The organism is Bradyrhizobium sp. GW821-FHT13H06, assembly GCF_058803975.1.
Window position 1 is genome coordinate 138,867 of record NZ_JBXAPN010000015.1, and the last position, 10,816, is coordinate 149,682.

At 59.4% G+C, this 10,816-nt stretch carries 12 protein-coding genes; 11 read left to right on the top strand and 1 reads right to left on the bottom strand.

Annotated features, from left to right (window positions below):
- Positions 1 to 135 precede the first annotated feature (135 nt).
- Positions 136 to 348 (top strand): hypothetical protein, encoded by a 213-nt coding sequence (locus tag AC1RQP_RS37645; protein WP_492942546.1) that lies wholly within the window; start codon positions 136 to 138, stop codon positions 346 to 348.
- A gap of 54 nt (positions 349 to 402) precedes the next feature.
- Here AC1RQP_RS37645 and AC1RQP_RS37650 read toward each other — a convergent pair whose 3' ends face one another.
- A complete protein-coding gene (locus tag AC1RQP_RS37650; protein WP_492942548.1) occupies positions 403 to 846 on the bottom strand; it encodes a GFA family protein in 444 nt (147 codons plus the stop codon).
- Positions 847 to 1,304: 458 nt separating this feature from the next.
- On the opposite strand from AC1RQP_RS37650, the gene AC1RQP_RS37655 reads away from it, so the two are divergent.
- From AC1RQP_RS37655 to AC1RQP_RS37700, 10 genes are all read left to right on the top strand, one after another.
- The gene (locus AC1RQP_RS37655; RefSeq protein ID WP_492942550.1) at positions 1,305 to 1,757 is read left to right on the top strand and encodes a carboxymuconolactone decarboxylase family protein; all 453 of its coding nucleotides are present in this window, start codon (positions 1,305 to 1,307) and stop codon (positions 1,755 to 1,757) included.
- A 34-nt stretch (positions 1,758 to 1,791) separates the two neighbouring features.
- Positions 1,792 to 2,730 (top strand): RNA polymerase sigma factor SigJ, encoded by a 939-nt coding sequence (gene sigJ, locus AC1RQP_RS37660; RefSeq protein ID WP_492942552.1) that lies wholly within the window; start codon positions 1,792 to 1,794, stop codon positions 2,728 to 2,730.
- Positions 2,731 to 2,750: 20 nt separating this feature from the next.
- A complete protein-coding gene (locus AC1RQP_RS37665; protein ID WP_492942554.1) occupies positions 2,751 to 4,004 on the top strand; it encodes a methyltransferase family protein in 1,254 nt (417 codons plus the stop codon).
- A complete protein-coding gene (locus AC1RQP_RS37670; RefSeq protein ID WP_492942555.1) occupies positions 3,985 to 5,142 on the top strand; it encodes a DUF3224 domain-containing protein in 1,158 nt (385 codons plus the stop codon). Before AC1RQP_RS37665 ends, AC1RQP_RS37670 begins: the two co-directional genes overlap by 20 nt.
- A gap of 24 nt (positions 5,143 to 5,166) precedes the next feature.
- Complete coding sequence (locus AC1RQP_RS37675) at positions 5,167 to 5,562, top strand: MAPEG family protein (protein ID WP_492942557.1); 396 nt, start codon at positions 5,167 to 5,169, stop codon at positions 5,560 to 5,562.
- 33 nt (positions 5,563 to 5,595) lie between these two features.
- Complete coding sequence (locus AC1RQP_RS37680; protein ID WP_492942559.1) at positions 5,596 to 6,306, top strand: DUF4336 domain-containing protein; 711 nt, start codon at positions 5,596 to 5,598, stop codon at positions 6,304 to 6,306.
- A 919-nt stretch (positions 6,307 to 7,225) separates the two neighbouring features.
- Positions 7,226 to 8,491, top strand: a complete 1,266-nt coding sequence (locus AC1RQP_RS37685) for a tyrosine-type recombinase/integrase (protein ID WP_492942561.1) — start codon at positions 7,226 to 7,228, stop codon at positions 8,489 to 8,491.
- A gap of 320 nt (positions 8,492 to 8,811) precedes the next feature.
- Entirely contained in the window at positions 8,812 to 9,138 is a 327-nt protein-coding gene (locus AC1RQP_RS37690; RefSeq protein WP_492942562.1) for a helix-turn-helix transcriptional regulator, read from the top strand.
- Positions 9,135 to 9,515: a hypothetical protein gene (locus AC1RQP_RS37695; protein ID WP_492942564.1), complete on the top strand. Its 381-nt coding sequence runs from the start codon at positions 9,135 to 9,137 to the stop codon at positions 9,513 to 9,515. The genes AC1RQP_RS37690 and AC1RQP_RS37695 overlap by 4 nt, the downstream gene beginning before the upstream one ends.
- Positions 9,508 to 10,785, top strand: coding sequence for a bifunctional DNA primase/polymerase (locus tag AC1RQP_RS37700; protein ID WP_492942566.1), 1,278 nt, complete (start codon positions 9,508 to 9,510; stop codon positions 10,783 to 10,785). The genes AC1RQP_RS37695 and AC1RQP_RS37700 overlap by 8 nt, the downstream gene beginning before the upstream one ends.
- The last annotated feature ends 31 nt before the right edge of the window (positions 10,786 to 10,816 follow it).

A 10,816-nucleotide genomic window follows, 5' to 3' on the forward strand; every position in this document is an offset into this window, starting at 1 on the left:
ACGACGACGATCCCGAGACATGCCGCGGCGGAAATGTTCCCCGATCGATTCAGCGCCACCTGCGTTCATTCGGAAATTGCAACCTAGGCGCGACGCGGCGGAGCGCTGTCCTGCCGAAGATATCGATGATGGGAATTGGTCCTTCAGCAACGTCTCGTCAGCCCCGCTTCGGCGATGGTCACGCTCACTGTCTTGTTTGTCTTGCCCGGCCACTGGAAAGTGCTCGCCAGAGCTTTCAAAGAAATCCGCACGCTCATTTTCATGCGACGTTTTGGGCCGATGATAGGCCGGTCAGCTTTGGTGCTCGGCGCCGCGGTGCTGCGCACCTCGGAATCAAAAAGGCTGTAGCGCAACCGCCTATGGGAACGCCAGACACCGCCAACGGCGTGGCAACGCAATCTCTCAGTGGGAACCTTCGCTGAACTTGGCGGTGCTGGGATGGAGAGGATGCCATGGCGCCGCGCGCGATAGCCAGGTTTCGAGAGCTGGGTCAAACTTTGACGGATCGTCGAGGCTACTAACAGTGACGATTAGCGATTGGGGCCTCGTCGGCCAGTGAGCCGAAATCGGACTTCCACATTTATTGCAAAAGCCCCTTCGGATTATTCGGCCGCTTTCCGCAACGATCTCATGGAAGACCGGCTCGCCCTTCAGATAGCGAAATCTGTCGCTGGCAAACATCATCATCGCGGAGAATGCAGTGCCACTCGATCGCTGGCAGTCTCGGCAGTGGCACATCAACTGAACGATCGGTTCTCCTGAGCATTCATAACGGATATTTCCACAGGCGCAGCCGCCGGTCAGCATCTTCTTCATTCCCTTAAACGACAGAAGCCTGCCTAGCATATCGGCAGATCCTGTTAGGTCAAATCGCTGATCCAGATTCAGGTAAGCGCCGGTGGTTGGTTCTAAGCCAGCGGACCATCCACGCGTGGCTCTCGCGATTGCGAACTTGCAATGCCCGAGATCGATGCCTAGCGCCGCGGCCGGTCAGATCGCTCCGTCATTATCGGCTTCCAGCCAAGGGCCTTCAGCAAGGCGGAGCATCCTGACGCACCGCCGTTCGCCTGTCGGCCCGAGCAATGCAGCTACCGCCTCAGATGGCGCGGATGAACACCCACCTTGGTTCCATGCGCGCGCTCGTACACGGACCGCCTCCCTTGGAAGGATGTGCGACGCAGATACCGATTTTCGGCCCGGGTTCAAGCCATGTGTTTTTGTCTCCCAAGAATTGATCAGAAAGCATGTCACGAAAGGATTTCCTCACTCGTCTCTCGGTCGTCGAACCGCCAAGGAGACATTGAATGACACCCCGCATCAATCTTGCTTCCCCAAATGAGGGGATCGAGGCCATGCGCGCCGCCGATGGATGGGCCCAGACAAAGCTCGAGCCGAAGCTTCTGGGGCTCATCAAAACGAGAGCCTCGCAGATTAACGGCTGCACCTTCTGTCTGCACATGCACAGCGGCGAGGCGTTCAAGCACGGTGAGACCCCTTCCCGTCTGCTTTTGCTGGATGGATGGCACGAGTCCGCCTTATTCTCGGACCGTGAGCGGGCGGCATTAGCCTGGACTGAGGCTTTGACTCGGATTGCGGAAACCCACGCTCCTGATGATACTTATGAAGAGGTGCGGCGACATTTTTCGCAGGACGAGATCGTGGCGCTCTCCGTCGCGATCGCCATGATCAATGCCTTCAACCGGCTTGCGATCGGAGCTCGCGCGCAACATCCCGCTGACGTACGCAAGGCCGCCTGACCATTTGACGCGGTCAACATCGTGGGAGTGCATGATGACCGATATCGCGCAAGAAGGCCCGATTGGAGACTTTCGCGAGAACGGGCTCGGAGTGGCCGACCAGTTTGAGCGCCACCGCCGGTATATGACCGGCGTTGCTTACCGCATGCTTGGTTCCATGGTCGAGGCCGAGGATGCCGTGCAGGAGGCCTATATTCGCTGGCATGAGTGCGAGAAGGGAAGCATCGGCTCGGCTCGCGCCTTCCTGGCCAAGATCGTCGTGCGCATCTGCCTTGATCAGATGAAATCGGCTCGGGCAAAAAGAGAGACTTATGTCGGCTCATGGTTGCCCGAACCGGTGTTGAATGCCGAGACCCTTGGCGCCGAGACGGCGAGCGAATACGCAGCTGACTTGTCCGTCGGACTGATGTTGTCGCTTGAGCGACTGTCTCCGCTCGAGCGAGCCGCCTTCCTGCTGCATGACGTTTTCGACGTCGGCTTCGACGAAGTCGCGCAGCTTCTCGAACGAAACGAAGCAGCATGCCGCCAGCTGGCTGCACGGGCACGCGCTCACATCCGCAGATCAGGTCCGCGATTCAAGGTTGAACCCGACAAAGGCGGCGAAATCCTTCAGGCATTCATGAAGGCTTACCGGACCGGCGACATCGATGCTTTGGCGAATATCCTCGCGGAGGACGCCGTGTTGCACACCGACGGTGGCGGCAAGCGAAGGGCGGCGCTCAACCCGATCGTCGGCCGCGCCAAGATTCTAGCCCTCCTTGCGGGCGTGGCGCGTAAGCGGCGGGAGCCTCTGGGTGACTTTCGTCCCGCAACGATCAACGGGCTGCCGGGATGCCTGGCGACTCTCGCGAGGGGAGACATTCTCACGATCGCCCTGGAACTCGTCTCGGACAGAATCAGAGCCATCTACGTCGTGCGCAATCCAGACAAACTGAAGCATGTTTGCGAAGAAGTGGAACGCGAAAGCAGTTGAATGGGGAACGGGCCTTCCAGATGCGTGAAAGCACCACTGGCCTAACTCGACTCGACATGTTGAGGCTCTTCGCCGTTGTATCTGTCGCGATCTATCTCGTCCCGGAAGGCGCTCACTTCTTCGAGATGTTCAACAAATTGAAGCTGACATCGGACGACTACATGACAGTGCAAAGGAGCTACGACGGTTGGGCCTTCTTCGGCATGGCAATCGCCCTTGCGCTCGGCTGCACCCTCGGTCATGCCGTCGCAATGTGGCGCAATCCTTTGTCGCGCTGGCTGTCGCTCGCAACGTTCGCTTCGCTTATCGGCACGCAAGTCATCTTCTGGTCCTTCATCTACCCGATGAACTCCCTTACGAAGAACTGGACGCAGATGCCGAGCCAGTTCGAAGCTGCACGCCGGCAATGGGAATACGCTCACGCCGCAAGCGCCGGCATGACGCTGCTGGCGCTTGTTCTAATCCTCTTCGCCGTCATAGTCGGATTTCGTGGGGAGCGATCACTTAGCGTTGCAAATTCGATGGAAGCTGCAGGGCGAACCGGCGAAGCGCACGCGCTGCGCCTCGCGATCACCGCCGTGCTCGGCACGAGCGCTTTTCTCGCTCTGGCCATTCTAGGTTGGGGTGGATTGCAGCTTTTTTTCTCACATGCGCCACTTACGGCACTAACGGTCGTGACGGCCGTGCTGACGGTGGCGGCCATGTTCTCTGGTGGAAACCTCAGCTCGGGCGTCCGCGAAGATCGCTCGAACCGCTGGGTCCTGGTCGCCTTCGCAATCCTCGGCCTTCTTATCGGCTGGCTTCCGGCATTGACCGATCGCCTGAACTGGGGGACCGTCGATGGCGATAGAGTGCGCTGGACCGGCGTCGTGATCTACACGATAGGTGGAGTGGTGAGGCTCTGGCCTGTGTTCGTGCTCGGCAATCGCTTCAGCGGGCTCGTTGCCATCCAACCGGGCCACCGCCTCGTGACCACCGGCCTATATCGGCATATCCGCCATCCGAGCTACTTAGGCATGCTCATCTGCGTCCTGGGCTGGGCACTCAGCTTTCGTTCGATCGCGGGAATGGCTCTCGCGGTGGCCATGATCGTTCCAGTGGTCGCGCGCATGAATGCCGAAGAAGCGCTGCTCGTCGACACGTTCGGCGAAGAATACCGGACCTATCGCCTGGTACCGCTCGCCTTCTGCCCGGTGTTTACTGATGGGTGCGCGGTCCCAGATCGCGCCGCATTTCAAATGAAAGGAGACTGTCATGGAGCTCGTTTCACCTGACCGCGTCATGCGGCTTGACCCAGTGTTCGGCGCGATGGGGCTCGAGGCCGGTCGCAAAATATGGTCACCATCGCGGCTCTCGATGCGTGAAAAGGCCGTGCTGCTTTTAGCCGGAGATGTTACCGTCCGAGAGCTCGGTCTGCCGTTCGAACTGCATATGGCGATGGCCTTGAACAAGGCCAACATGTCCGTCGAGGACCTTCGTGAGCTCTTGCGTCACGTCGCACCGGCAGCCGGTCTCAACCCTACCTCACGCGCATTCGAGCGCTTGGCAGCAGTCGTCGCAGAACTGGGCCAAGACTCAGACAGCGCTGCAACGCGCACGCCAGCGCCATATCCCCTCACACCCTATCCTGCAGATGCACTTGGGAGCTTGCGGGTTGCGGATCCCAAGCTCGCAGAGGCTATTGGAAAGCAGTCCGCTGAGCTTTGGGTCCGACCTGGATTGAGCCATCGCGAGCGGCTGTTTGCGAGCTTGGCTGTCGATATCGCAGGCGGCACGCTCGGGCAGGCTTTCGCTGCACACATTCGCATGGCAGCCGGTGCGGGCATTACTCGCGCCGAGCTCAACGAAGCACTCGATGTGATCGCCGAATACTCGACGGTAAAGGCCTGGGAGGCGGCTATTGTTCTCGACCGGATAATGCGATCCGTGCCCGACGCGCTAAGCGGCTCGAACATTGCTGGCGACAAGGATGCCGAGCCGCGCATTGTGGACAGCAACGTCGAAGTCGAAAAGTACGACAGGTCGGTTCTCAATAAGCCGGACGCGAGCGGCCTTGCCATTGTTGAAACGCGCCTTGTCGAAAAATTCGCGGGTGGCATTATTGGCGAGGGCGACGCCACGCACCTGAGGCTCGAACGTTTTGATGGGACTGGCACACTAATTTGTTACGAACGGATCACGGGTTCAGTCGGCGGGCGCCAGGGTTCGTTCTTGCTCGAAGCCAAAGGCGCCATGGAGCCCGGCGCCGTTGTGCACGGCCATTGGGAGGTCGTCGCCGGTTCAGGGACCGGCGAGCTCGAAGGTCTGAAGGGGTATGCTGAGTTTTCCGCCAAACGGGACGAGCAGTCGCCGACGGGGTGGCGCGCTCACACGTCGTTGACGTACTGGCTCGAGCCCCTTGGCGTGGCGTAATCTAGTTTTCCTAGAAGACATATCATGAGCACTTATTATCCCGTCGCAATCGTGACGCTGCTGTCGGGCCTGCTATGTTCCGGCATGGGAATTGCCGTTACGCGAGCGCACGTCAAGTCACGCATTTTCCCACCGGCGATGACCGGCGATGCAGCACTCGAACGTGCGGTGCGTGCCCACGAGAACACGCTCGAATGGATGCCGATTTTCCTGCCTGCTCTATGGTTGTTCGCAATGTATTGGAGCACGCCATGGGCGGCGGCTTTCGGCACCGTATGGATCCTTGGTCGTGTCATCTATTTTGCAGGCTACGCGTCGGCCGCTGAGCGGCGTTTTCCGGGCTTCTTCATTCAAGCCATGGCGGCACTCGCGCTGCTCCTGGGGGCTCTTGGCCGGATCATTTATCTCATGTCGGTGTAGCCCAGGCGCGCTGAGCAGGCCTCACGCTCACTGATGGAGGACAATTCCCTGGTTTCAATCGGCGAGAATATCTGGATCATCGAAGGCGATATTGTCAGCTTTTACGGGTTTCCATATCCAACCCGGAGCGTGGTCATCAGGCTGCAAAATGGGACCGTTTGGATTTGGTCACCTGTAAAGCTGACCAATCATGTTTGGCAGGAGGTTACCGCTATTGGTCCGCCAATGCACCTGGTCAGCCCCAACAAACTACACCATCTCTACTTGGAGAACTGGCAGAAGGAATTCCCTCACGCAAGACTATGGGGGCCAGCCTCTACCGTGAGAAAGCGGCCTGATCTCTCTTTCGAGCTAGCCCTTGTCGATGATCCACCATGCCATTGGGCCGACCAAATCGACCAATGCTGGGTCCGAGGTTCGTTTATGATGGATGAGATTGTTTTCTTTCACCGGAGATCTCGCACGGTAATACTGGCGGATCTTTCAGAGAACTTCTCGAACGAGTGGCTTTTCGAACATTGGCAACCCTGGCAACGCTGGCTCGCCCATGTTTCAGGCATTACAGAAGGGAAAGGTTATGCCCCTCATGATTGGCGCTCCACTTTTCTGCGACGGAAAGTGCTCCGCGTGGCCAGGGAAAAGATGCTGTCCTGGGATCCTTCGATGGTGGTGATGGCGCACGGTGAATGCCAATTCCGGAACGGCAGAGAGTACCTCGTCCGAGCATTTGAGTGGATGGAGTGAGGGCCAACGCGCGTGCGGGGACTACCTTGCGAATCACGGCACCGAAATTCGTGCTTGCTATCCTTTTGGGAGACCGCAAGATAAATAAGCGATCACTCAACCCGTCATCCAAATCGCGTGGCGAGTCATCTGAACGCGCATAGGTTCAAATCGGGGAGACGCAACCACCGATACCGACATTCGGTTCAAGTTGCGATCTGACTGAGGGATGCCCTGCGTCCCGAACGCAGTGAGCATCTTCTAAGTTATTGATCTTTCTTGATGTGGGGACCGCATTGGTCGCGTTCTGTTCACGGTCGTTTCACCCAATTCGTTGCGAATTCGTTGCGGCGTCCTGGACGAGAACGGGGCTTGCGGGAGATCTGAGATAGTTGGATGCGGGCTAGGTCCTGGCCGCCGGCAACGCGGCGCCTTTCCAAATCCCTAGTTTCCAAATGAACAGCCGAGTGGAGCGCTAAGTCCAGGAGCTCCGCACCAACGTATGCCTTGAGCGAACGCCAGAATGGCGGAATCAAAATCAGCTTGATTATTCAACGATTTCAACGCGCATTTGGAAAAAATTGTCGATTCCCGATCCAGTAATTTCAATAGGTTGGTTGGTGTTTCCAAATGAAAAAGAGCGTCACGGGCAGCTTGAAACGAACCGATTGAGCAACCCTGTTGTCGAATTCACTTGGCCATGGCGCTCGCGCTATCGGGCATCGATAGCGCCTTGACGTAAGCATCTGAAACTCCCGAAAGAGCGGCTAATTAAGAGTTATGCCCCACTAGCCCTATGGACTTCTAATAAGTTTTACACTATCCTCTAAATAATTGAAATTACATGGCTTTTTAGGCATACACCCTCTGACTCTTTTGGCTTCTAAAAGACCATAGGGCAGCCGCCGAGGGCCATTCCGGGTTATTTGGAGGGGACCCCGTGGCCACCATCAAGCTGACCGAACGCTCCGTCGCCAAGCTGGCAGCGCCGACTGATTCGGAAAAACAGGAACTGTTCTGGGACGAGGAGCTGAAGGGGTTCGGCGTTCTCTGCTCCGGCACGACGACCGCAAAGACCTTCGTCGCTCAGGCCAAGGTCAAGGGCAGCGGGCTGACCCGTCGCGTAACCGTGGGTCGCTGCGACAGGTTGAAGGTTGCCGAGGCGCGCGACAAGGCCCGCGAGGTCCTGGCTAACCTCGACCTCGGCAACGATCCCAAGAAGTTTAAGGGCACGAGGCTGTCGCTCCAGCAGGCGCTCGACCTCTACCTTGCCGGCAGGAAGTCGCTCCGGTCGCGAAGCGTCGACGGCTATCGCGACTCGGTCGAGAAGTACTTGACCACCTGGCTCGACACGCCGATGGGCTCAATCACCCCAGACATGGTCGAGGTCCGGCACGCCTCGATCGCGAGCGAGATCGCCGAGAAGACCAAGCAGACGAAAACGCCGCGCTCCGGTCACGCCACTGCCAATCAGGTGATGCGGGCCTTCCGCGCCGTCTACAACTTCGCTCACGAGCGTGACCCGGAGCTACCGGACAACCCGGTTCGAAGACTGAAGAGAGTGTGGTTCAGAGTTCGCCGCCGCACCCGGCTCGTCAAGTTCGATCAGCTTAAGAACTTCTACGATGCTCTCGGCTCGCTGGAGAACCAGCTGGTGGCCGACTATATCCGCTTCGTGCTCTTCACCGGCATGCGGAGGAGCGAGGCGGCCGGCCTCAAGTGGGAGGCGATCGACCTCGTAGCCAAGACCATCACGCTCCAGGGCGAGGAGACGAAGAACGACGACCACTTCGTGCTTCCGATGTCCGACTACGTCCACGATCTTCTTGTCGCGAGGCGCGCCCTTGGTACCGATGGCGACTACGTCTTCCCGGCCAACAGTGAGAGCGGCCACGTCGAGGAGCCGAAGTTCGCCTTCGACGCTATCGAGAAGGTAACTGGGATCAAGGTCAGTCCGCACGACTTGCGGCGGACGTTCGAGACCGTCGCCGAGAGCTGCGACCTGTCCGCCTTCGCGCTCAAGGCCCTTATCAACCACAGGCTGCCGCAGCAGTCCCAGAGCGACACGACTGCCGGCTACATCATCATGAGCACCGAGCGCCTTCGCAGGGCCGCCCAGCGGGTCGCCGACGAGCTTAAGGGGCTCTGCGGCGTCGTGCCTATTGCGGGAGAGAATGTCGCGAAGCTGAGGGAGGCGAAGAGCTAGAACGTAATTGGGGTTCTGAACCCCCTGGACTTTTAGGAGAGCTAAGTTAGAATTTCACCACCCTCATGCGGCGGTAGATCAACCCGCCGTCGATAGCATCGGCCTCCGGGGCACGTCGGAAAGCCCAGCAGGAGAGAGTGCCGAAATTTCCGACGCGAACCTCGACACTGGCGCCCGCGATACGTGAAGCGGCCGCTGCAGGGCTTGATCTCTAACCTGCACGACAGGGTCGTCCCATGCGCAAGACACTTTGCGCCGGGGCGGCCCTTTCTCATTTTCGAGAAGGACTCCCCTCGGCCGACCGAGAGGACACCCCTCGAATGAAGACCGCGAAGAAGAAGGTCACAAAGAAGTTTGCCGACGCTCGCGATGCTCAGCCACATCATCACCGCATCGACAGAAAGGCCGACCTGATCGCTCATCAGGCTCCTGCCGGCGATTCCGATAGTTTGATGGACACGCCGACGGCTGCGAGCTGGCTCGGTGTCTCAACTCAGTGGTTAGAGATTGGGCGCTGCAAGGGCTTCGGCCCGCCGTTCATTAAGCTCGCGCCGCGCCGGGTTCGCTACCGAAAGAGTGACGTCATCCGCTGGCTGGAGAGCAGGACCCACGCCTCCACTGCCGAGTACGCCGGGGGCGGGACATGATGATCATCATGCCGGATGTACCGCGCCTCTGGCTCCACGTCGCCGCTGACGGGACCGAGCAGTGGTTCGACGTCGAGCCCAGCCACGTGCCGACGCTGACGGTTTGGCAGACAGGGAGCAACTTCGAGGAAACGCTCACCTACAACGGCCGGTTCACGGTCGAGGACTGGCCGCGGTTACCAAAGTGTGGTTCGCGGATAGTATGGGCGCGCCTCCGCCCGCGCGGTGACGGCTGGAGCTTCGTCGAGGAGGACGAAACTTCGTCAAGGTGGCGACGGAAAATCAACGTGACAAGGCGCCCCGGCCGGCAGAGCCGAGGCGCCTTCGAGGGAGGTACCGCTTACAGCCATAGCACCCGCGGAGGGCGCCATGTGTAAAAGATACCGCCAAACCGAGAACGATGCCAGGGCTGCTGACGACAGGAGCCTATTAGAGGCGGCGCTGCACTTTGCTGCCCGCGGCGTCCCGATCTTCCCATGCCTAAACAAGCCTGGTGATAAGGAGCTGCATAAGAAACCACTCACAAAGCACGGCTTCAAGGACGCGACATCGGACACTGGTGATATCGAGAGCTGGTGGCATCGATGGCCCAACGCCCTCATCGGGATGCCGACCGGAGCTGCATCCGGTATCGCGGTGCTCGACCTCGACGTCAAGAACGGCAAAAACGGCTATACCAACGTCCCGAACTGGCAAGAGCTGTCCCCGGTGATCGCCAAGACGGGCAGCGGCGGTGCGCATCTTTACTTCAGAGCCGATGGAGCGCCGCACTGCACGTCAGACGTCATCGCACTCGGGGTGGACACGCGTGGCAACGGCGGCTACGTCATCGTCCCGCCAAGTCCCGGCTATGAGTGGGTCAATGGGTCGGACTTCTCGGCCCTGCCGCCTTGGCCGGAGGATTTGCGGCCGAAGGGCAAGGCGCGGCCTGACAACGACGCTAATGGGCGACAACGTGCAGCAACGCCGCCCAGATCCGGGCCCGCAAAGATGCCCGACTGGATGGCAGCGATGGCACTGGACGACGCCGGAAAGGGCGTCTCGACCGACCCGGCAGACAGCTGGCAGCGCGCTAGCAAGGATAAGATTGCAGCAGCCCTTGCCGCCGTAGACCCGGACATCGACCGCAAGGCCTGGTTCGATATCGGCTGCGCCCTGTTCAATGATCAGGGCGACGATGTCGGCTTTGAGCTGTGGAACGAATGGTCACGCAGGGGGAGGAAGTACCCGGGCCAGGCGGCGATGGCAAAGCAGTGGGAAAGCATCAATCGCGCCGGCGGCTACTCGAAGACGATCGGCACTCTGCTTTATCACGCCCACCAGGCCGATCCAGCCTGGCGGGCGAGCCTCAGCACTAAGGGCGCGGAAACTTCCGCCGCGTCAGCTGAGCTGCCACAGGCGGGCGGCTCAGAAAGCAAGGCTGGGGTCACTACCGAAGATCAGAGCCGCGCGAAGGCTGCTCCGCCTCCGGGGCGCGCGCTGATCATCAGTAGTCGTGAGTTCATCTCAAACTTCGTGCCGCCGGAGTATGTGATCGAGGGGGTCCTACAGCGCCGCTTCCTGTACTCCATGACGGGCCAGACTAACGCGGGTAAGACAACGTGCGCGTTCCAGCCGATCGTGATCACCGATTCCAGGCGATCGTGATCACCCATTCCAGAGCATCGTGATCACCACT

Excerpts from the sequence above, each read along its gene's own strand:
- AC1RQP_RS37655 (WP_492942550.1), top strand. The coding sequence starts at position 1,305 with ATGACACCCCGCATCAATCTTGCTTCCCCAAATGAGGGGATCGAGGCC.
- AC1RQP_RS37670 (WP_492942555.1), top strand. The coding sequence starts at position 3,985 with ATGGAGCTCGTTTCACCTGACCGCGTCATGCGGCTTGACCCAGTGTTC.
- AC1RQP_RS37680 (WP_492942559.1), top strand. The coding sequence starts at position 5,596 with ATGGAGGACAATTCCCTGGTTTCAATCGGCGAGAATATCTGGATCATC.
- AC1RQP_RS37675 (WP_492942557.1), top strand. The coding sequence starts at position 5,167 with ATGAGCACTTATTATCCCGTCGCAATCGTGACGCTGCTGTCGGGCCTG.
- AC1RQP_RS37650 (WP_492942548.1), bottom strand. The coding sequence starts at position 846 with ATGCTAGGCAGGCTTCTGTCGTTTAAGGGAATGAAGAAGATGCTGACC.
- AC1RQP_RS37690 (WP_492942562.1), top strand. The coding sequence starts at position 8,812 with ATGAAGACCGCGAAGAAGAAGGTCACAAAGAAGTTTGCCGACGCTCGC.
- AC1RQP_RS37695 (WP_492942564.1), top strand. The coding sequence starts at position 9,135 with ATGATGATCATCATGCCGGATGTACCGCGCCTCTGGCTCCACGTCGCC.
- sigJ (WP_492942552.1), top strand. The coding sequence starts at position 1,792 with ATGACCGATATCGCGCAAGAAGGCCCGATTGGAGACTTTCGCGAGAAC.
- AC1RQP_RS37665 (WP_492942554.1), top strand. The coding sequence starts at position 2,751 with ATGCGTGAAAGCACCACTGGCCTAACTCGACTCGACATGTTGAGGCTC.
- AC1RQP_RS37700 (WP_492942566.1), top strand. The coding sequence starts at position 9,508 with ATGTGTAAAAGATACCGCCAAACCGAGAACGATGCCAGGGCTGCTGAC.